This is a genomic window from Alteromonas sp. AWM4_230 (assembly GCF_056158305.1).
This window is the reverse complement of sequence record NZ_JBSWTB010000001.1, coordinates 2,342,794-2,365,292: the sequence shown is the minus strand read 5'-3', so window position 1 is coordinate 2,365,292 and position 22,499 is coordinate 2,342,794. Positions and strand designations below refer to the sequence as shown.

Below are 22,499 nucleotides of genomic sequence, written 5' to 3'. Positions count from 1 at the left end.
TTTAATTGTTGTTTTATTTTAATAATTAAAAGGCCTCTTTTTGTCGAGGCCTTTTTTGCGGAAGCTTTCGCTTCCTTATTCTTGTTTTATTGCTCTGATGCTTTTAGCTTTTTAACAACTGCATTCACACCAATAAGTAAATCTTCACCTAATTGACGGCTACGTTGTACCGACCAACCGTAGATATCGTCCGGTACATCTGCATTGTCTTTAAATGGCATTTCCACCGTATATGCCATACATTTAAATTTCTCGCCCACCGCATTTGACGCTACGGTTAAATTAGCCTTGCCTGGCTCATCTTTATCGTAACCAAATTCATCTTGAAACTCTGGCGTAGCGTTCAACAGCGCATCTTTAAACGTATTTTCAAGCATTTTGATGGTGTCATTGTAGCTAGGGTTACCCTCACTTCCTGCGACAAAGTTGTACGGCAATGCCTCATCACCGTGCAAATCAAGATACATGTCTACACCAATTTCGCTCATTGCATTCAGTACGTAAAGTACTTCTGGGCTTTTTTCTTGCGAAGGCGTTGCCCACTCACGGTTTAGATTGGTTCCTACAGCGTTGGTACGCAGATGACCGCGTGCGCTGCCGTCTGGGTTCATGTTTGGCACAATGTAGAAAACAGCATTATCAAGCAACTGTCGCGCCAAACCATCTTGCTCGTCGAGCAGACGGTAAATAATACCTTCGGCACACCACTCGGCCATGGTTTCGCCAGGGTGTTGACGTGCCGTGATCCAGACTTTTTTCTTTTCTGGTGTTTCTTCACCGATAACCAGCATAGACATATCACGGCCATCAAGGGTAAGGCCTAGGAATTTGTGCTCGCACAGTAGTGACATCTGCGCGTCGTGCACAAGATCAAGGTGACGTTCGTAGCTAAAAGGAATGAAATACGCGAAGTATACGCTTGGCTGTTCTAGCGTTAGTGAGAACGTAAGATTGTCACCGTCAAATTCGCTAGGAATTCTAAACCAAGTTTGACGGTCGTAAGATGCAAGAACGTTATATCCCTTCCAACCTTCAGGATACGCTGACTTAGCCAGATTACCTATGGTCATGGTATGCGTCACAAAGGTTTCGCCTACTAAACGGAAGTGGAACCACTGAGCAAATTCAGATTGGTTGTCGTTGGGAATGGTTAGACGGATATCGTCTGGTGATTGTGCGCTAACAACTTCAATGTTACCGCTGTCGAATTGACTGGAAATATGCATAGACTGTCGTTTTCCTCATTATTTGAGCGCTAATTTAGCATAGACGTAAACACAAATTCCACGCACACAGCGGGTTTTGTACTATCGAAAGTATACAAAATGTTTACACCATCAAAAAACCGACCACTTAGGTCGGTTTTTTATACAGTTAATTAAATTGCGTGTTGCTTAAAGCGGCAACGTAGGGAAACTAAGCCCTGCCATATCACGAACTACACGCAGTACCTGACAGCTGTAACCAAACTCGTTGTCATACCACACGTATAGTGTCAGGCGGTTATCTGCGGCGATGGTCGCCTGAGAGTCAACCACAGACGCAGCGCGAGAGCCGACTAAGTCTGTTGACACAATCTCTTTACTCGCCGTGTAGTCAATCTGGTGTTGAAGCTTTGAGAACAACGCGGTATCGCGCAAGAACTCGTTAACTGCAATGCGATCCACCGGTGTTTTAAGATTTAGGTTCAAAATCGCTAGTGACACATTAGGTGTAGGTACGCGGATAGCATTACCGGTAAGTTTACCTGCCAGTTTCGGGTACGCTTTGGCAACGGCTTTCGCAGCGCCCGTTTCGGTAATAACCATATTAAGTGGCGCACTACGTCCACGTCGATCACCTTTGTGGTAGTTATCGATAAGGTTTTGGTCGTTAGTGTAAGAGTGAACGGTTTCAACGTGACCGTTTTCAATGCCATATTCTTCGTCTAGCGCTTTTAGTACCGGCGTTATTGCGTTAGTCGTGCAGCTAGCAGCAGATACAATTGTATCTTCTGGTGTTACTTCTTCGTCATTTACACCGTGTACGATGTTCTTGATGTCACCTTTGCCCGGGGCGGTAAGGATAGCTTTCGCTGCACCCTTAGCTTTAAGGTGTAGGCCAAGGCCATCGCGGTCACGCCAAATACCCGTGTTGTCTACGATGATAGCGTTATCGATACCATATTGCGTGTAATCCACTTCATCTGGACTGTTGGCATAAATGACTTGAATGTATGAACCGTTTGCTTTTAGCGCGTTACGCTCGTGGTCAACTGTGATGCTGCCGTTGAATGGCCCATGCACTGAATCGCGGCGCAGTAAGCTTGCGCGTTTTTCTAGGTCGCCATCGCGCCCGCCACGAACCACAATGGCACGTAAGCGAAGCTTATTGTTTTTACCTTGGCGTTCAATAAGCAAGCGAGCAAGTAAACGACCTATACGGCCAAAACCATATAGTACAACGTCCTGAGGTTTCTGATCGTCCTCTTTATCGGCAACGTCGTTTAGTTTTTCGTTAAGGTAGGCCGTAAGGTCGTTGTTGTCGACCGCAGAACCGTAGTGAAAATCAAAAGCCAATTTACCAATATCAATTTGTGCAGGAGCAAGCTTCATGTTGCTCAAAGCTTCTAAGATTGGATAGCTTTCGCGTAGGCGTAGCTTAATACCTTCGTGCAGACGCACTTTACGGTGCGCTTTAATAACATCAATAGCACTGGCGTTCAGTAGCGAGCGTCCATAAACCGAAATTTCAACTGCCTTATTGCGATACAATTTACCAATAAGGGGCAACATCATTTCTGCGTATTCCTGACGCTCTTGCCAGCTGCTTTGTAATTCCTGCTCAAACTGTTGATTCATGCTTCTGCCTTCATCGATATTAATTTAACGGTGTTGTCATTGTTGTATGCGCGGCCAATTTTTTTGTGGCACAAACACGTACAACTAATCCTAATTACGCGTCAGCTTTTTATTATTTTTAGGGTACACTAGGTGAGTTTTCGCCTGACGGTGACGAGCAGTATCTTAAATAAACAAGCAAGGAAGACCAAATTGTTGATAAGTTTCAAAACCTCTATGAAAACTCGTATAACAGAGAGTTTATTTAGTAAGTTTCCAACAAAAGGTTATGTAACGACGGTGTGGCTGGCAGCAGCGACAACACTGACGGGTTGTGGCGATCTTTTTGAACCTACTATCAGTGAAATTTGTGAATCTCACAGCGAGATTTGCTTAGATTTGAGTTTGGATGCCCGTTGTCGCGGCGAGCGAGCTGAGATTATTCGCTTGCGTTACTACAATCAAGATTCAAAAGACGACGCTTACAAGTACCCGCTCCTTCTGAACTTCGAAGAGTATCTCACTTGCGTTGAAGAAGTGCAGCATATCGAACACGTTAAACGCAAAGGCAAGGAAGCGACACGGCTAAAAGGCGTTATTACTGCTCAGCGTGAAATTAAACGCCTAAGCCGCGAGACGAAAGACTCCCTTGATCCTTACCTTTCTTACTATCATTGGACACGATATAACGACAAAGAGGCTTTTCATCGCTTCGAGCGCTACGCTGCCAGCAACCGCGTAAGCGACCCAAAGCTACTGGTCGCACTGGCCTCTGTTCAGATTAAAACAGACCAAAAGCGTACTATTGAAACCTTATATCGCGCGCTAAGTTTATATACAGACAGCGACGACATTGACGTCAGCATTTTCTACTCGCTTGCTTCAATGGGAATGGATATGGACAACTATCGCCTTGCCTATGTTTGGTATGGTGTGGCTGAAGCCTTCGATGAGAGAATTAACGACACTCAGCGTGTTCAACTTGGACAACGCTATGCTCTTCCAGTAGGCATTCTAGATAACATTGTTGATGAAATAGTCAGTAATTTGAATAGCGCGACCTTCAACGCAGATTCACTGAAACTGGATAAGCTCTAATTTTTTGAAACTCAATTACACAATTTCATTGGTAAATAATTAAAAAAACCGCCGTTTATGGGCGGTTTTTTATGATTGGATCTCTCTACTTTTCACATGAGGTCAAAATTTAATCAGATGTTTACCTTAATCAAGCGCTCACTTAGGGCTTTTTAACCTTTAATTTGTGTATCATCTTCGCCTTTAAAGGTCATAGATAGCGAATTTACGCAGTAGCGTTGACCCGTTGGCGCAGGACCATCTGGAAATACATGGCCTAAGTGGGAGCCACACTGCTTACAAAAAATCTCAACCCTACGCATACCGTGACTCAAGTCTTCTCTGTAATCTACATTACCGTCATCAAGCTGCTTATAGAAAGAAGGCCATCCACAACCAGCATCAAATTTAGTATCTGAGGGGAAAAGTGGCGCTTCGCAGCACTTACACACGTACAATCCATCTCGCTGCTCGTCTAGCAATACTCCAGTGAAAGGTCGCTCAGTACCCGCTTCGCGGCATACATAATATTCCTCGTCAGTGAGCTCAGTTTTCCAGTCTTTTTTAGCTATTGATGCGTTTGCTTTTTCATCTGTCGACATAACTTACCTCTTAAAACAAAAAAGGTGTATTTGAAAACAAATACACCTTTCGATAGTTTACGCTCAATTATGAGCGCGTGTAACACTATTTAGTTCATACTATTTTTTGATAGCGGTTTGCGGACGTGCAGGATCACTCCACTCGATGTGATACTTTTTACCTGCTGGCTTATCTACACGCTGATAAGTATGTGCGCCAAAATAATCGCGCTGGCCTTGCAGCAAATTAGCAGGTAACACAGCTGTTCGATATGAATCGTAATAGCTTAGCGCCGACATCATGGCAGGGCAAGGCACGCCAGCCAGTGTAGCTTGGGCGATAGACTCGCGCCAATCAGATTGGTACTGCGTAATTTGTTCCGCAAAGAATGGGTCCATAAGCAAGTTGGCTAAGTCTTCGTTATTCTCGTAGGCCTGAGAAATAGACTGAAGAAATACGGCGCGAATAATACAGCCTGCACGCCATATTTTAGCTATTTCACCAAACTCCAGTGTCCAGCCGTGTTCTTTGCCAGCCATTGCCATTAACTGGAAGCCCTGTGCGTATGCACAGATTTTAGAGCAATAAAGCGCTTGCTCTAGCTTGTTGATGATCGACATTTTCTCATCATCGCTGAATGATGGCGCATCAGGCCCTGCAAGAACCTTGCTCGCAGCTACACGCTCGTCTTTCAAACTAGAGATACTGCGAGCGAATACTGCTGAAGTAATAGTCTGTGCAGGACTACCTACTTGTAGCGCACTGACAGCAGTCCAAAGCCCAGTACCTTTTTGGCCCGCTCTGTCTAATATAACGTCAACCAGTGGCTGTTGCGTTTCAGGGTCCATTTGTTCAAGGACTTCAGCACTGATTTCCATCAGGTAGCTATTCAGCTTGCCTTCGTTCCAGCGACGAAACACTTCTGCTATTTCAGCAGGCGCCATGTGTAGTGCTTCGCGCATAACATGGTAAGTTTCGCAGATAAGCTGCATGTCTGCGTATTCAATGCCGTTATGCACCATTTTTACATAGTGCCCGGCTCCAACCGGACCGATGTAGGTCGCACATGGTTCGCCTTCTAACACAGGCTGACCTGGCGTATGGCTTTCTAATGGTTTACCTGTTTCTGGGTCAACCTTTGCAGCAATAGCTTTAAGAACAGGCTCAATGCGTGTCCATGCATAAGGGTTACCTGAAGGCATAAGAGATGGCCCGAAACGAGCGCCTACTTCACCACCTGACACGGCGGTAGAGAAGAAGATAAATTTACCTTTGTACTGCTCTTCACGTGCTACAGAGTCTGTCCACAAACTGTTGCCAGTATCAACCACGATATCGTCAGCGTGAATTCCGGCGTCAATAAGATGATTGCAAACGTGGTCAACAGGATCGCCAGCAGGCACAGAGATAATAATAAGATGCGGGGCTTTTAACTTGCTTAAAAGCTCGGTGTAAGAACTGCAGCCTTCAACACGAGGCTCAGTATTTTCAGCTCTTTCGCTTGCGTCTTTGGCTAGAATAGACTCAACTTTATTTTGGTCTAAATCGAAACACGCGACACGATAGCCATGGTCCACTAGGTTCATGGTTAGGTTACTACCCATCACCCCTAAACCGATAAAACCAATATCACACGACTTGTCTTCGTGCGAATTACCACCTTTCTTTTGCATAGGAACACCCTCACATTTCAGATGGCTGCGAATGATACCACCTGAAAGAATAAAGAACAGTCTAAGCTAACAAATTAGTACGCGCTGGTGTAAATGTCACCAGCGGTAAACATTATCAGGTTTTTAAGGCCAGTTTGAACGAGAAATTTGTTTTTATTTAATACCGAATAACACACGCCTCACCATGACGAACAAAATTCGTACAACTGTAAAGACACGGCAGCATTCTCCTACTTAGCATGCTGTTAGCCGGTGGCTGAGCGCTGCTTTTATCCAATTAGATTTATCTCGCTGGCTGTATTTCGCCTAGCGCTGAGTAATTAGGTTCGTGCCCGCTAGCGATCGCTGTGAGCTTTGATAAGGCAAGCGGCATGTGGCAGGTAATTAGAACCCTATATACCGCGTTGTCGTTTTAAACCTTTCTGAACATTCAACCACAACTTTTATCCCGAAAGTCGGCAATTTCTATTCGGAAAATTGGGAAAAACTAAACAGCGTTAGAGATTTACTGGCTTGTAAAAACACCTTTTGAATACAAATAGAAGGTTGCTCTTCTAGTGAACTATAGCGCGTGTCTAAATGCATGGTCCACCCGCCTTTCGGCATCACAGTTGGCAAGTGAAAACGCACGTCGCTATCGCTAGCGTTTACACACAAGAACCAGTGCTCGGGCTTTTGGTCGGGCTCTCTCTGGCTCATGGCACAACCCTTTATTTCAACACCAAACGCTTTGTTGTGGTGTACATTCCAATCTTCAGACGCTTTGTCCGACCCATCCGGTTTGTACCAATTAATCTCTTTAACGTTTCTCGATAATGTAAAAGTGTCGTCATGCAGCTTCAACTCGCTAAGCAGCGATGATGATTGACGCAAGCGCACCACGTACTGGCAAAAACTCAAAAAGTCCTGTTTACGCTTGTTCAGCTCCCAATTCATCCAGCTAATCGGATTATCCTGGCAGTAGGCATTATTGTTGCCATTTTGGGTACGACTTAACTCATCACCACCGAGTATATGGGGCGTACCTTGGGAAAAAATCAAAGTAGCGAACAGATTACGCTTTTGACGCTCTCGCATAGCGAGTATCTGCTCGTCATTCGTTTCCCCTTCAATACCATAATTGGCAGACAGGTTGTGTCCATGGCCATCTCGATTTTCTTCTAAGTTATCGAGATTGTGACGTTCGGCGTAGGTCACCATATCGTGCAGCGTGAAGCCGTCGTGATAAGTCACATTATTGACTGACGTACTAATATGTCGCCGGCCTTTATGAAAAATATCTCGTGAGCCCATCAAGCGAGTAGCAAAGTCTGCTGTTACACCACCATCTCCCCGCCAAAACGCGCGCACTGTATCGCGGTATTTGTCGTTTACCTCTAACCATGGTGACGGGAAGTTGCCGACTTGGTAACCGTTTGGCCCAATATCCCAAGGCTCAGCGAGCAGCACCTTGTCTTTTAAAACTGGGTCGCTACTGATGGCTCTTAGCAACCCTGATTTCTTATTGTATTCCTGCGGCTCTCTTCCTAAACAAACTGCCAAATCGAAGCGAAAACCGTCAACGCCAATTACGGATACCCAATGACGCATGGCATCCAAGATAAGTCCCATCATAAATGGCTGGGCAGTATTCACTGTGTTACCACAGCCAGAGTGGTTGGAATAAACTAACTCTCCGTTTTTCGTTTGTTCTAGCAAATAAGCTTGGTAAGGGCAAAAACCCTTATAGGATAGAATTGGACCGCCAACACCGGCCTCTGCTGTGTGGTTAAATACCACATCAACGATCACTTCTAGGCCTGCACTGTGATAAGCGTCAACCATAGACTTAAGTTCAGCGAGCGCATCAGAAACACCATAGCGAGGTTCGGGCGCAAAGAAGTTAACTGGGTTATATCCCCAATAGTTTGTTAAACCCTTATCGGTGATAAAAGGCTCTGGCATAAATGAACACAAAGGCATAAATTGAACTGTCGTTACGCCTAATGCTTTAATGTGTTTAATGACGCTGGGGTGAGCTGCACCAATAAACTTCCCCCTGTGTTCTTTTGGTACATCAGGGTGAAGTTTTGTTAACCCTTTTACGTGAGCTTCATACACCACGCGCTTGTGTTTAGGTATATTGGGCGAACTAACATGATTAGTTGCATAGTCATTATGATCTATGACTATGCACTTTGGGATCATAAACTGAGAATCGTGCTTGTATTGCCTTGCATCCCACTTTATTGCACGGCTGATTTTTCTAGCGTACGGGTCTATAAGCAATTTGTCAGTAGGGACAGCATGTAAACCACCTTCTCCACGCTCTACACGATACCCATAGTATTGACCCGCGTTTACACCGCTAAAATGACCGTGCCAAACATCGCCAGTTTTTTCTGGCAGTGGATGTTCACTTATTGCCTCTTCAGTATCGCAATTGAAAAAGCACAATACGACCGCTTTAGCATCAGGGGCATAAACGGCAAAATTACATCCATCGTGAGTCAGTGTGGCGCCCAGTGGATGTGCATTACCCACTCCACTTTCAACAATTTGCACTATCTCTGAAATATCGTTCACGGCGTTCTCAATTTATTCATATACTAGGGCTTACGCGCCCTAGAAGTATCAATCTACATTGGCTACATAAAATACGGTGGCTAGCGGCGGTAAAGTAATCTCAGCAGAATGGGAGCGCTCATTCCAAGGCTGAGGTTTCGTATTTACAGTAGATACAACGTCATAGTTGCTCCCCCAGTACGCACTGTCATCGGTATTAAGTGCAAGCGATAACGTACATGCATCATCTACGCCTATTCTAAAGTTTTCACGTGGCACGGGCGTAAAATTAGACACCACATACACTTTCTGCTTTGCATCTTTTGACGTACGCACAAATGATACTATGCTTTGGTCTGCGTTACTGTGATCTAGCCATGCGAAACCACTAGGTTCGTGATCTTGCTCGTATAGCGCTGGTGTTGATGTATAAAGGTTATTGAGCGCTTTATAAAGTGTTTGAACACCCTTGTGTTTATCATAATCGAGCAGATGCCAGTCTAGGCTGCTGTCATGGTTCCACTCACGGGCCTGTGCAAGTTCATTGCCCATAAAGTTAAGTTTTTTACCGGGGTGGCCATACATAAAACCGGCATAGCAACGCAGATTAGCAGCTTGCTGCCATTCATCGCCTGGCATTTTGTGCAGCATACTGCCTTTGCCATGCACAACTTCATCGTGTGAAATAGGCAGCACAAAGTTTTCATCAAATGCGTAGACCATGCTAAACGTGATATCACCATGATGATAGTTGCGATACGCTGGGTCTTTAGCAATGTAATGCAAAGAGTCATGCATCCACCCCATGTTCCACTTAAAGCCAAAGCCTAAGCCACCGTCAAAAACAGGTCGAGAAACCTTTGGAAATGACGTTGACTCTTCCGCAATGGTCATAGCGTCGGGGAAGTGCTTGTACACTTCTTCATTCATCCATTTGAGTAAACTTATAGCTTCATAGTTTTCGTTGCCACCATCCACATTCGGGATCCACTCTCCGTCATTGCGTGAATAGTCGAGATAAAGCATGGATGCCACTGCATCAACCCTGAGTCCATCAACGTGAAATTTGTCTAGCCAAAACAATGCGTTTGCAACTAAAAATTGACGAACTGTGTCTTTGCCGAAATCGTAAATGCAAGAATTCCAATCCGGATGCCAACCTTTCCTCGGATCTTCATATTCATAAACACAAGAACCATCAAATCGCGCCAAGCCATGGCCGTCTTCCGGAAAATGCGCAGGTACCCAATCGATAATTACGCCTATACCTGCTTGGTGAGCCTTATCAACAAAGTATTTAAATTCATCTGGGTTTCCGAATCTGCTGGTTGGTGCGAACATTCCTACGGGCTGATAGCCCCACGAACCGTCGAAAGGAAACTCGGAAATAGGCAACAATTCAACGTGAGTGTAACCCATATCGCTGACGTAGCTTATTAAGTCATCGGCCAACGCTTTATAAGTAAGGTAGCGCGCGTCCGTTTCAATGCCGGGGCGCTTCCAAGACCCTAGATGTACTTCATAAATGCTCATCGGGCGGTTGTATTTATTGCCCTTTCGCTTTTCCATCCAAGCGCTATCATTCCACTTGTAGATGTTGTGGTCATAAATTTTCGACGCGTGCGATGGGTATTGCTCTGCGCTGAAACCTAGGGGGTCAGCTTTGTGCGGCAGGTCATGGCCGTGCGCATCTTTAAGCTGATACTTGTAGCGCTCTCCATCGCTGAGTTCTGGAACGAACAGTACCCAGTAACCCATAGACGTTTTTTCCATAGGATGTAAACGGCCATCCCATTGATTGAAATCGCCAATAAGTGACACCGTACTGGCATTAGGGGCGAATACGCAGAACCTTACACCACTTACAGCTTCACCTTCTGGTGAAGCCAGTGTAATCAGTTGCGCGCCAGCTTGCTCATATAAGTTCGCAGGCGAGCTGTCGATGTAATGTACAGCGTGATAAGCCTGGTCGGTAAATTGATAAGGATCGATATAAGCGTTTTCGCCTTTAGCGAGAACGCGATAAATTTCGCCTTGATACTTTTCTGGCAGTGGTGTCTCGAACAAACCATTACTGGAAGTAACGGTTGTTTCCTTTAGCGCAGGATTGCCCCATTTAATCGTTATCTCACTTGCGTTTGGGTTCCAAACACGAAGTATAGAACTTTGCTCATTTGACACTATACCTAAGTGGGAAAACGGTTGAGAACATAATACCTGTTCAAACTGCTGCGCTAATTGCATTCGCTACTCCTAGTAAAAACCCGCATTACAGCGGGTTGAATTGTGAGCTTAAATGCGTTTTAACATTTAAGCTCTATCCAGTACCGTCATGGTACTTTATCTTACTCGTTTAAGTTGCCTAGGCAACTGTCTGTTATCAATTCTTTGATAATGACAATTAACCTTGGCTTGCTTGTTTTCTAGCATGAGTAAGTTTAGACGCTAACTCATTTATATCATGTCTATCAAACATCGACTCAATATTCTCAGTTAACTTTCTGCGCCAATTTGGGTATTCATCGAATGTACCAGGAATGTTCACCGGCTTATCCATTTCTAACCAGTCTTCTAACTGAAGGCTTAATAGCGCACTTGACCCCCCTGCCATATGCACCTGCATACCGTTATTTAAATCGCGATTCATTCCCGTGTGATTTACATCGCGACCTACATTGTCGCCAATTGAACCGTGTCCATGCAGCGTATCAAGTATCGCTTGTTTATTTTCATGGCGATCTGCATAAAGCGTTTGAAGAATTTCTTCTGTCGGATACAGACCTATTTCTTTACCCAACTCTAAATCTAAACAGTGCCAGTAACCAATCAACGTCGGCATATCGTGAGTAGTCAAGGTTGACATCGACTGAACTGGATAATGACTAGGCGAGAAGAAACCACCGTCTTCTGCTTGTTCGAAGAAAAATACGCGGTATGAGTACACACCGTTGTCGGCGAGTTTGCTGCGAATTTCTTCGGGTACGGTGCCTAAGTCTTCACCTATAACCAAACTTTCATTACGATGACTTTCTAGCGCTAGAATACCGAGCAAGTCATCGACAGGATAATAAACATATCCACCGTCTTTTGCGTGGTCGCCTTTTACTACCCACCACAAGCGAAGTAACGCCATAACGTGGTCGATTCGCAACGACCCAGAAGACGCCATGTTCGAAGAAAACAAGTCAATAATTGGTTGATAGGCTTGTTCATAAAGTTTGCGAGGGTCCATAGGCGGCAAGCCCCAGTTCTGACCAAGCGGCCCCAAGATATCCGGTGGAGCACCCACACTTGCACCTGTGCAGTAAAGGTCCTTATTACCCCAAATCTCGGCACTGCCTTCGCTAACACCCACCGCTAGGTCGCGATAAAGACCAATGGTCATGCCGGCATAGGTTGCTTTATTGCTTGCCACTTCAAGTTGCTGGGCAGCAATCCATTGAAGGAACAGGTAAAACTTAACTTCTTGCTTGTTAGCATTTTTAAACTTAGCCACTGCTGGATTGTGATAGTCTTTATATTCTTGTGGGAATACCGGCCAACCCCAACTTTCCTTACCTTTAGCTTTTAGGTGCGATTGCAAGGCGTCGTACACCGCTAACATATCTAAGCTTTCACCGCCCGCTTCTACGAAGGCTTTAAACGCTTTATTTTGTTTGGTGCTTTTACGAAGGTATTTGGCATCGTAAACATCAAATACCGCTTTAAGCGCTGCTAACTTCACATGGGCTACTGCTTCGTAGTCTACATGCTCAACATTACGGGCATGTTCTAGCGTAGCTCTAAACTCATCACTGTTAACTACCGTTTGTACTGATGCATCGTCATAGCCGTCAATGGCAGTTACATCGATATATAAATAGTTTAACCAGCGACGTGAGCTCGGCCCATAAGGAGAGCACGCGTTAGGGTTAGCTGGGTAAAGCGCGTGAATTGGGTTAAGCCCGATAAAATCTGCGCCAACGCCCGCGGCTTTTTCGATAAGTAGTGCAAGGTCTGAGAAGTCACCAATGCCCCAGTTCTTTTCGCTGCGAACGCAGTAAAGCTGAACACTTAGGCCCCAGATTTTTTTGCCTTCTTTAATCTCTTTCGGTGTATAGCATGCCTCTGGTGCCACAATTAAGCGAGAGCGTGCGAATTCATCATCATCTGCACTTAATGCTACATCGTGATATCCAAGTGGTAAATCCAAAGGTAGGGTTACTACGTATTCATGGAATTCAACATCATCAATGTGCGCCATTGTCGTCATTTCTTGATCAACAGGCGTAAATTGATGGGTCTGTACGTCACCATTTTCACACGTAACAGTAAGTGTATGGTCGTCGTTGACCAACTCGATGGGTAAGCGAACGGCTAAATTTATTTCTTGGGTGTTTCGTACAACTTGAACAGGATTTAAAGGCGACAACCATACCGATTTAATATCTTGTGTAATTTGTGACTGAATTTTTTCATCACTGCTGGTGTCATAGCCAAGCGTGTTTAGCAATTTCGCTTTGCTTGATTCTGCGATGGTTGCTGGTTTTCCCCATGCGTCGACGTATTGGGTTTCAATTCCCCGCATTTCAACCAGTTGTTGCAGAAGTTGTTGTGTCATGGTGTGTCATTCCTGTTATTCGGTGAAAGACGCATAGGCCAAAGGTGCAAAGTGCGTCTGCAAACAAATTTTTAACATTATTCTAGAAACAAAGGCTTCGCGATATGTGAATACGATTGCAATAGCACTTATTCGTAATTTTGCAACACTTTAGCTTTTTATTTTGCTAATTATGGCATTTTGATCCATACTTTACGTAATTTATTTTCATTTTATTTGAACAATCGGGGTACGTTATGACAATCCGCATCGGTATCAATGGTTTTGGCCGTATTGGTCGCCTAGTAATGCGTGCAGCAGCTGAGCGCAACGACATTGAAGTTGTAGCTATTAACGACTTGCTAGACACAGACTACATTGCTTATCTTTTGAAATACGACTCGACGCACGGTTTATTTGACGGTGAAGTATCAGTTGATAACAACAGTCTAGTTGTAAACGGCAAAACTATCCGTATTACTTCTGAAAGAGACCCAGCAGCGCTTAAGTGGGATGAAGTAAACGTAGATGTTGTTGTTGAATCAACAGGTCTATTCCTAACTAAAGAAACTGCAGCGAAGCACATTGAAGCTGGCGCGAAGAAAGTGGTTATGTCTGCGCCGTCTAAAGACGACACGCCAATGTTCGTAATGGGCGTTAACCAAGAAAGCTATGCTGGCGAAACGATCGTTTCAAATGCGTCTTGCACCACTAACTGTCTTGCTCCACTTGCAAAAGTGCTTAACGACAAGTTTGGTATTGTAGACGGTCTAATGACAACCGTTCACGCTACAACTGCTACACAGAAAACTGTAGATGGTCCTTCAATGAAAGACTGGCGTGGCGGCCGCGGCGCGGGTCAAAACATCATCCCATCATCAACGGGTGCTGCCAAAGCAGTAGGTAAAGTAATTCCTGAGCTTAACGGTAAACTAACAGGTATGGCTTTCCGTGTACCTACCCCTAACGTTTCAGTTGTTGACCTTACGGTTAACCTTGCGAAGGCTGCTAGCTACGACGAAATCTGTGCTGCAATGAAAGAAGCTTCAGAAGGCGAGCTAAAAGGTATCATGGGTTACACTGAAGATGCAGTTGTATCAAACGATTTCTTAGGCGACGCACGCACTTCTGTATTCGACGCTACTGCAGGTATCGCGCTTACTGACACATTCGTTAAGCTTGTATCTTGGTACGACAACGAATGGGGTTACTCAAATAAGGTTCTAGACTTAGTAGCTCATATTTCTAAGTAATAAATAAAATATAGAACAAATAGTTAAACTATTTGTTCTAAAGTTGAGTTAATCTAAAGGTGCAAACATTATGTTTGCACCTTTTTTGTTGTCTCAAAAATAAAGACGGTTTTTCAGCGACACACATTTTCCCGTCGCCTATTTGTAAGTTTAGTATTCAGTCCAAGGGGGACGTATGCCATCTGTGAATTCAGTTACCGTTAGCGAGTCTAATGGTCTTACCTTTTTAGACGTGGATAACGCTTTCGCCACAGCGCGCATAAGCTTATTTGGCGGCCATATTTTATCTTTTGTTCCTAAAAGCGATAACAAAGAGCGACTTTGGGTAAGTCCACATGCCTATTTAAACGGCGAACGTCCAATTCGCGGGGGTATTCCAGTATGTTGGCCGTGGTTTAGTGATGACCATGGTCGCGAAAAAGGGGCCCTTCCCTCTCACGGCTTTTTAAGAACCCAGGTGTGGAAGCTGGTTAACTCAGAAGAAACAGCAAACTGCACCACTATAACCCTTTCACCAAGCTTTACTCGGGCTGAGGGATTTGAAAATGACTGCACTGTCGCCATGGTTATCGCTATTGGTGAAACTATGGAGGTATCTCTGGTCACTGAAAACACAGGGGTGGTAGCATTCGACTTTAACTGTGCTTTGCACACTTATTTTCATGTTGATGATATTCAGCAAGCAGTTATAAAAGGAATTAAGGGCGAATATAAAGACAAGCTTGACGATTGGGCGATAAAGCATACGCCAACGCCTTACACCATTACCGGAGAAACCGACCGAATCCATCTTGCGCCCATTAAAAACGTTGATATTGAAGTAGGCGGCAATTCATTTACGGAAGTTGTCTCACAGGGCAATGATTCACTTGTTGTGTGGAACCCGTGGCAAGGTGCTGCGTCCATTTCAGATATGGACCCATTTGGCTATAAGCACATGCTATGCGTGGAGACGTCGTTAACACAAGGCAGAACATTAGCAACTGGTGAAAGTCACACTCTTAGACAGACTATTGCTCCTAAGTAAACGTGTGGCTATATCGATGGTCTTTCGCGATGAGTCGTGCTTGCTAGCAATATCGAGTAGCGAAAGTATCTTATAAAAAAACCTGCCAATTGGCAGGTTTTTTAAAACGTAGAGCTTAGCGAATTTTACTGCTTAGCACCTGCAACGGCTTCTTTAGCCAACTGGGTGATGCGCGCCCAATCACCTGACTCAATCGCGTCATCTGGTGCTAACCACGAACCACCTACGCACTTAACATTCTTAAGCGCTAAGTAATCGTTGTAGTTATTCGGGCCAATTCCGCCTGTTGGACAGAAGGTTACATCAGGGAAAGGACCGCTGATAGACTTGATAGCTTTAGCGCCACCTGACGCTTCCGCAGGGAAGAATTTCATGTGGGTATAACCCGCATCTTTACCCTTCATTAGGTCAGACGTTGAAGAAATACCTGGAATAAGTGGAATATCAGCATCCATACCTGCTTTAAGCAAGTCAGCGGTCATGCCTGGGCTAATAGCAAACTTAGCGCCGGCTTCAACAACTGCTTTTAGCTGTTGTGCGTTGGTTACCGTACCCGCACCGATCAAAGAATCAGGTACTTCTTCTGCAATTCGCTTAATTACGTCAATTGCTGCAGGTGTACGTAAAGTAACTTCTAGTACTTTAATTCCACCTTCCATTAGCGCTTTTGCCAGAGGTACCGCTTTTTCTACGTCGTTGATAACCAATACAGGTACAACTGGGCCCGCCGCAAAAATTTCCTCTGGAGAGGTTTTCCATTTTGATGTCATAATTTAGCTCGCTGTATTTTGATTCAGATATGCAGCCGCACCCAATAAACCGTGATCAGGTTCTGCAATAAGATAGGTGGGAATGTCTTTAACGTAATGCTTCATTTGCCCTTTCGCTTCAAAACGCGCTCTGAAGTCGCTGTTTTGAATAAACTCAGGGAAACGATTTGCAATACCTCCACCAATAAAGATACCGCCAGTAGTCGCCATATTCAGCGCTATATTACCCGCGAAGCTTCCCATGATTCGACAAAACTGAGTCAGTGTTGCTTCAGCTAACTCACAAGTTCCGTTTAACGCCGCTTCTGTAATTTGCGCTGGCTCAGTAAAGGCTACAGGGGCAGACGCATCGTTAGCTAACGCAGTGTAGATATTGTGCAAGCCACGTCCGGACATCACTTCTTCAGCAGAAGCACGCCCCAATGTTGATTGCAAATGACGCCAAACCACAACATCGGTTTCATCAACAGGAGCGAAGTCAACATGACCCCCCTCACCGTCTAATGTTTGCCAACCTGTCGAAGTCATAGTGATATGCTCAACGCCAAGGCCAGTACCTGGGCCAAAAACAGCAATATTGCCGTTCTCTTTTGGTGTGCCCTCACCAATTTGAACAACTTGGTCTTCGCTTAGCACAGGTAATGAATGTGCCACTGCAGTGAAGTCGTTAATGACAAACAGCGCGTCTAGCTTAAGCTGCGAACGCAAAGCGTTTTGAGAAAAAGCCCAGCTGTGGTTAGTCATTACAACTTGGTCACCTAGCACTGGGCAGGCAATTGCAATACAACCTTGGGTAAAGTTGTGCTCTGGCATATCAGTAAAATACTGTGTAATAGCTAAATCGATGCTAGCAAAGTCATTACACATGTATTTTTTGATGTCAGTGACGCCCGACTCGGTTACTCTCGCAACGCGAATATTGGTACCGCCGACATCAGCCACAAACTTTTGGCTCATTATGCTTGCTCCTGCGTATAAAACAGTGAACACGCTCCTTCCTCTGCACCAGTAAGGATGGCACGCATACCCGCAAACATTTCACGTCCCATTCCCACATGATGCTTCGCCAAGCTTGCCGGCGCAGCTTCACGAGCAGCAAGGGTTTCGTCATCAACGTGCAAAGTTAGGGCACCGGTTTCGGTGTTGAGCTCAATAATGTCGCCTTCCTGTACCTTAGCAAGTAGGCCACCTTTATAAGCCTCTGGAGTCACGTGGATAGCAGCAGGTACTTTACCTGATGCACCCGACATACGACCGTCAGTAACAAGGGCTACTTTAAAGCCACGGTCTTGAATTACACCAAGCGGCGGCGTTAGGCGGTGAAGCTCTGGCATACCAATGGCCGATGGCCCTTGGAAGCGAACAACCACGATACAGTCTTTATCTAGCTTGCCAGATTTAAACGCGTCATCTAGTTCAAACTGATCTTCAAATACAACCGCTGGCGCTTTAATAGTGCAATGCGGAGTACGAAGCGCAGACGTTTTGATTACGCCGCGGCCTAGGTTACCGTCGAGCACGCTTAAACCACCATCAGGTTTAAATGGTGCATCAACTGTTGCTAGTACCTCTTTATCCAGAGATTCTGTTGGGCCGTCGCGCCACTCTAGCTCGCCGTCTTTTAGCACAGGCTCTTTGGTGTATAGCTCTAAGCCATCGCCAACGATAGTTTTCACATCGTTGTGCAGTAATCCTGCGTCAAGCAGTTGCTTGATAAGCAATGACATACCGCCAGCGGCAACAAAGTGGTTAATGTCTGCTGAACCGTTAGGGTAAATACGGGTAAGTAGTGGAACCGCATTTGAAATATCTGAGAAATCGTCCCAGTTAACAATGTAGCCAGCAGCGCGCGCAACAGCGATAAGGTGCATGGTGTGGTTAGTAGAACCACCCGTTGCAAGTAGACCTACAAGACCATTTACAATGGCTTTAGCATCTACAATGTGCCCAATTGGTGTGTAGTTGTCGCCAAGGTCAGTTAGACGAGTCGCTTGAACCGCAGCTGCTTTTGTTAACGCATCACGTAGTGGCGTACCTGGGTTTACAAACGAAGAACCCGGCAAGTGTAAACCCATCATCTCAACCACAAGCTGGTTTGAGTTTGCTGTACCGTAGAAAGTACAAGTACCAGCAGAATGATAAGACTGAGACTCAGCTTCAAGAAGTGCGTCGCGACCAACCTTACCTTCAGCAAATTCTTGGCGAACGCGCGCTTTTTCTTTGTTCGGTAAGCCTGATGGCATAGGACCGGCTGGGACAAAAACAGTTGGCAAGTGGCCAAACGTAAGTGCGCCCATCAGAAGTCCAGGTACGATTTTATCGCAGATACCCAGCATCAAGGTGCTATCAAACATATTATGTGAAAGCGCAATAGCTGCGCCCTGAGCAATGTTGTCACGGCTCATAAGGCTCAAGTCCATACCAGACTGGCCTTGCGTCACACCATCACACATTGCAGGTACACCACCCGCGAACTGCGCTACACTGCCTACTTCTTTTACCGCTTCGCGGATAAGCGCAGGATAAGTCTCATAAGGCTGGTGAGCAGAAAGCATGTCATTGTATGCTGACACAATAGCCACATTGGCTTTGGTCATGGAACGAAGGTCAGCCTTTTCACTTGTACCACATGCGGCAAAGCCGTGGGCCAAGTTACCGCATGATAGTACACCACGATGTGGGCCTTGACGGCGCGCGTCTTCAATTTTTTCTAGATACGCTTTACGCGTTTCTCTACTACGCTCGATAATTCGTTGCGTAACTTCAGCAATTTTTGGATTCATTCTTGTCTCCTATGGCGCCCACATCAGAGTCACCGGTGCTCTATTTACAACGGCAGTGATGGGCTTTTGCGCTTCGGTAGCATTTTCAATAGCGTCTAAAAGCACTTGCTTTTTCTTTTCACCTGTTAGGTGTAAAAAGATATTTCGGCTATTGAGTAACGCAGGTAGCGTTAATGAAATACGTTGATGAGGTGCTGTTGTAGGTTGAACAGCAATGCAGGTTCTGCCGCTGCTCATATCTAAGCCGTCAAGTACTTGCTCAGAACAAGGGAAAAGCGATGCAGTGTGCCCGTCTTCCCCCATACCAAGAATTAATGCGTCAAAAGGCTGTGACATGCTAGCCAGATTAGACTCGGCTGCATTTACACCTTCGTTTGCATCGTCAACATCGCTTTTCAGTTCGATAAAACGTGCTGCTGCGGCTTTATTTTGAATTAGATTATTTTTAACTAGGCTAGTATTGCTGGCTTCATGGGCCTCTTCAACCCAGCGTTCGTCAGCAAGGGTAATATCAACCTTATCCCACTCAAGGTCGGTCTCGCTTAACTGCTTGAAAAGCGCTAGCGGTGTACGTCCACCACTAACTACAAGAGATGCGCGGCCACGAGTTTTAATACCTGTTTTAAGAATGCTTACCAAATCTTGTGCAAATGCATCGGTAAGCGCGTCAGGTGTTTCAAATGATAGAGTTGTTAACGCCATATTACTTTTTCTTCCCTGTTTTGCTTTCGTACCAGCTGCGATTCTCGCGGGCTAAAAGACCAATAGAATCTACCGGGCCCCACGTACCTGCCTGATACGGCTCAGGTGGCTCACTTGATTGCTTCCACGCTTCAAGAATTGAATCTACCCATGTCCAGGCTTGTTCAATTTCGTCTCGGCGAACAAATAGCGCCTGGTTACCAAGCATCACTTCAAGCAGTAGTTTTTCGTAAGCATCAGGAATACGCTCGTCAGCAAACGCTTCCGAGAAGCTTAGGTTAAGCTTAGATTTTTGAAGATCCATCGAGCCTGAGCTAGTTAAACCTGGAACTTTATTCATTACAGTGATTTCTACACCTTCATCAGGCTGTAGACGTATTACAAGCTTGTTAGGCGGAAGGTTTTTGAAGCTATCGCCAAATAAATTGTGCGGCTGGCGCTTGAAGTAAATAACAACTTCACTCACCTTAGTTGGCATACGTTTACCTGTGCGCAGGTAAAATGGCACGCCGGCCCAACGCCAGTTATCAATTTCCGCTTTAATAGCAATAAAGGTTTCGGTTTTGCTCTGCGTGTTTGCACCTTCTTCTTCAAGGTACCCAGGTACTTCCTCGCCTTTAACAAAACCAGACGTGTACTGACCACGTACCGTGCTTTCGTTGATATTAAACGAGTTGATAGGGCGAAGCGCTTTAAGCACTTTAAGCTTTTCATCACGAATGCTATCGGCATCTAACGTTGTTGGCGGTTCCATCGCGACCAAGCTTAAAATTTGTAACAGGTGGTTTTGTACCATGTCACGCATTTGTCCCGCATCGTCGAAATAACCCCAACGCCCCTCAATACCTACTGACTCAGCAACTGAAATTTGAACATGGTCAATACAGTTGTGATCCCAGTTTGTGGCAAAAATAGAGTTGGCAAAACGAAGCGACACTAAGTTAAGAACGGTTTCTTTACCTAGGTAATGGTCAATACGATATATTTGTTTTTCGTCGAAGTATTCAGCAACTTGTTCGTTGATAACTTTTGACGATTCCAAATCATGACCAATTGGCTTTTCAAGCACTACGCGAACGCTTGAATCGATAATTTTGCAGCTATGCAGGCCGCGACAAATGTCGCCATAAATAGCAGGGGGTGTAGCTAAGTAACACACCATGGTGCGAGTTGGGTCAACGTGGTCGTCTAAAACGCAGTAACTTTCCACATCTTTCATGTCTACGCATGCGTAATGCAAACGTGCTTTCATGCGCTCCCAAGTTTCTTCACATAAGTTCTTTTCACCAAACTTAATAAGGTTAGCGTGAACTTCTTCGATATACGCTTCAAGCTCCATTTCCTGACGCGCCACACCAACAATGGTAGTGTCTGGGTGCATCAAGTTAGCTTTTTCTAACTGATATAAAGAAGGCAATAACTTGCGTCGTGAAAGATCTCCCAGCGTACCAAAAAGTACAAAATCACAGGGCTCGTAGGAATTATCCAATACCATATTCGTCGACCTTTTAAATATATGTGTGCGCGGCGTATTGTACAGTTATTTACAACACTAACGACTATTTTTACCGTATAGTTAACACCAAATGTAGTAAAATTACAACTTGAACCAACTATAGGATCTGAATCTTTACTATTTCCCTCAGTTTACCCTGATTTAACCTGTTTGAAACAACAAATTTTGTCAAAAAATTACATTTTTCTTGTCACAGACGTCACATTGGGTACTATTACAGATGTACCTTACAATAATTTGTGCTAACCAATTGCTATATCTGTATGAACATTTTAGAAAAAATCACACAAAACCAAGCGGCATTCAGTAAATCTGAAAAAAAGGTAGCTGAAGTTATTTTAGCTAACCCACAAACAGCTATTCATTCGAGTATAGCAACCCTCGCTAAAATGTCGGATGTTAGTGAGCCCACTGTTAACCGATTCTGTCGAAGACTGGATACGAAGGGCTTTCCAGATTTTAAACTTCATTTGGCGCAAAGCTTAGCTAACGGCACGCCATATGTTAATCGTCACGTCGATGAAAATGACAGCCCTGACGAATATACGAACAAGATATTTGAGTCTACTATGGCATCGCTTGAAGTTGCCCGTCAGTCGGTTAACGTCAATGTGGTAAATCGCGTAGTTGATCTACTCACCCAGGCTCAGAAAATTTCATTTTTCGGTTTAGGTGCGTCGGCATCTGTGGCTCACGATGCACTTAACAAGTTTTTCCGATTCAACGTGCCTGTTGTGTACTTTGAAGATATCCTAATGCAGCGCATGAGCTGTATGAATTGTTCGGCCGGTGATGTCGTGGTTTTGATAAGCCATACTGGTCGTACTAAAAGCTTAGTTGAAATCGCTCAAATCGCTCGAATGAACGATGCAACAGTTGTTGGTATTACATCGGCAGAAAGCCCTCTCGCTCAAGAGTGTACCTATGTGTTGTCATTGGAAGTGCCAGAAGATACCGACATGTATATGCCGATGGCTTCACGTATAGCGCAATTGACCCTTATTGACGTGTTGGCAACAGGGTTTACATTGCGCCGCGGTAATAAGTTCAGAGAAAACCTTAAGCGCGTAAAAGACACATTGCGTGGTTCACGATACGAAAAACGTGGCGATTAAATCACCACTACTCTGATCATAGTCGCCTTTATTGCCGTAGCAATTAGCGACTGATGAAA

At 44.9% G+C, this 22,499-nt stretch carries 16 protein-coding genes; 4 read left to right on the top strand and 12 right to left on the bottom strand.

Going from position 1 to position 22,499, the window contains the following annotated elements; all coding sequences use genetic code 11:
• Nucleotides 1-86: 86 nt before the first annotated feature.
• The gene (locus tag ACXACS_RS10040; RefSeq protein WP_014949839.1) at nt 87-1,226 is read right to left on the bottom strand and encodes a M14 family metallopeptidase; all 1,140 of its coding nucleotides are present in this window, start codon (nt 1,224-1,226) and stop codon (nt 87-89) included.
• A 168-nt stretch (nt 1,227-1,394) separates the two neighbouring features.
• Nucleotides 1,395-2,840 (bottom strand): glyceraldehyde-3-phosphate dehydrogenase, encoded by a 1,446-nt coding sequence (locus ACXACS_RS10035; RefSeq protein WP_014979588.1) that lies wholly within the window; start codon nt 2,838-2,840, stop codon nt 1,395-1,397.
• 192 nt (nt 2,841-3,032) lie between these two features.
• Here ACXACS_RS10035 and ACXACS_RS10030 point away from each other — a divergent pair, with 192 nt between their 5' ends.
• Nucleotides 3,033-3,917: a DUF2989 domain-containing protein gene (locus ACXACS_RS10030; RefSeq protein ID WP_474806227.1), complete on the top strand. Its 885-nt coding sequence runs from the start codon at nt 3,033-3,035 to the stop codon at nt 3,915-3,917.
• Between the two features lie 152 nt (nt 3,918-4,069).
• On the opposite strand, the gene msrB is transcribed toward ACXACS_RS10030, so the two are convergent.
• The 5 genes from msrB to malQ all read right to left on the bottom strand — a co-directional run bounded on the left by msrB (nt 4,070) and on the right by malQ (nt 13,295).
• Complete coding sequence (msrB, locus tag ACXACS_RS10025) at nt 4,070-4,498, bottom strand: peptide-methionine (R)-S-oxide reductase MsrB (RefSeq protein ID WP_039216559.1); 429 nt, start codon at nt 4,496-4,498, stop codon at nt 4,070-4,072.
• A 99-nt stretch (nt 4,499-4,597) separates the two neighbouring features.
• On the bottom strand, nt 4,598-6,151 hold the full coding sequence (gene gndA / locus ACXACS_RS10020) for an NADP-dependent phosphogluconate dehydrogenase (RefSeq protein ID WP_014976813.1): 1,554 nt from the start codon (nt 6,149-6,151) through the stop codon (nt 4,598-4,600).
• Nucleotides 6,152-6,616: 465 nt separating this feature from the next.
• Nucleotides 6,617-8,716 (bottom strand): glycogen debranching protein GlgX, encoded by a 2,100-nt coding sequence (gene glgX / locus ACXACS_RS10015; RefSeq protein WP_474806224.1) that lies wholly within the window; start codon nt 8,714-8,716, stop codon nt 6,617-6,619.
• A 48-nt stretch (nt 8,717-8,764) separates the two neighbouring features.
• Nucleotides 8,765-10,939, bottom strand: a complete 2,175-nt coding sequence (gene glgB / locus ACXACS_RS10010) for a 1,4-alpha-glucan branching protein GlgB (RefSeq protein ID WP_474806222.1) — start codon at nt 10,937-10,939, stop codon at nt 8,765-8,767.
• 157 nt (nt 10,940-11,096) lie between these two features.
• Nucleotides 11,097-13,295: a 4-alpha-glucanotransferase gene (gene malQ, locus ACXACS_RS10005; RefSeq protein ID WP_474806220.1), complete on the bottom strand. Its 2,199-nt coding sequence runs from the start codon at nt 13,293-13,295 to the stop codon at nt 11,097-11,099.
• Nucleotides 13,296-13,531: 236 nt separating this feature from the next.
• Between malQ and gap the strand changes: the two genes are divergently transcribed.
• Nucleotides 13,532-14,527 (top strand): type I glyceraldehyde-3-phosphate dehydrogenase, encoded by a 996-nt coding sequence (gene gap / locus ACXACS_RS10000; protein ID WP_179983752.1) that lies wholly within the window; start codon nt 13,532-13,534, stop codon nt 14,525-14,527.
• 175 nt (nt 14,528-14,702) lie between these two features.
• Nucleotides 14,703-15,554 (top strand): D-hexose-6-phosphate mutarotase, encoded by an 852-nt coding sequence (locus tag ACXACS_RS09995; protein ID WP_474806218.1) that lies wholly within the window; start codon nt 14,703-14,705, stop codon nt 15,552-15,554.
• A 125-nt stretch (nt 15,555-15,679) separates the two neighbouring features.
• On the opposite strand, the gene ACXACS_RS09990 is transcribed toward ACXACS_RS09995, so the two are convergent.
• Genes ACXACS_RS09990 through zwf form a run of 5 tightly spaced genes read right to left on the bottom strand, consistent with a single transcriptional unit; the run spans nt 15,680 to nt 21,304 of the window.
• Nucleotides 15,680-16,324 (bottom strand): bifunctional 4-hydroxy-2-oxoglutarate aldolase/2-dehydro-3-deoxy-phosphogluconate aldolase, encoded by a 645-nt coding sequence (locus tag ACXACS_RS09990; RefSeq protein WP_474806216.1) that lies wholly within the window; start codon nt 16,322-16,324, stop codon nt 15,680-15,682.
• Between the two features lie 3 nt (nt 16,325-16,327).
• Nucleotides 16,328-17,281 carry a glucokinase gene (locus ACXACS_RS09985; RefSeq protein WP_269918098.1) on the bottom strand — a complete coding sequence of 318 codons (954 nt, stop codon included), beginning with the start codon at nt 17,279-17,281 and terminating at the stop codon, nt 16,328-16,330.
• On the bottom strand, nt 17,281-19,107 hold the full coding sequence (gene edd / locus ACXACS_RS09980) for a phosphogluconate dehydratase (RefSeq protein WP_474806214.1): 1,827 nt from the start codon (nt 19,105-19,107) through the stop codon (nt 17,281-17,283). The genes ACXACS_RS09985 and edd overlap by 1 nt, the downstream gene beginning before the upstream one ends.
• A gap of 9 nt (nt 19,108-19,116) precedes the next feature.
• Nucleotides 19,117-19,809, bottom strand: coding sequence for a 6-phosphogluconolactonase (gene pgl, locus ACXACS_RS09975; RefSeq protein WP_474806212.1), 693 nt, complete (start codon nt 19,807-19,809; stop codon nt 19,117-19,119).
• Between the two features lies 1 nt (nt 19,810).
• A complete protein-coding gene (gene zwf, locus ACXACS_RS09970) occupies nt 19,811-21,304 on the bottom strand; it encodes a glucose-6-phosphate dehydrogenase (protein ID WP_458730979.1) in 1,494 nt (497 codons plus the stop codon).
• A 284-nt stretch (nt 21,305-21,588) separates the two neighbouring features.
• Here zwf and ACXACS_RS09965 point away from each other — a divergent pair, with 284 nt between their 5' ends.
• Nucleotides 21,589-22,440 carry a MurR/RpiR family transcriptional regulator gene (locus ACXACS_RS09965; RefSeq protein WP_474806210.1) on the top strand — a complete coding sequence of 284 codons (852 nt, stop codon included), beginning with the start codon at nt 21,589-21,591 and terminating at the stop codon, nt 22,438-22,440.
• Nucleotides 22,441-22,499 lie beyond the last annotated feature (59 nt).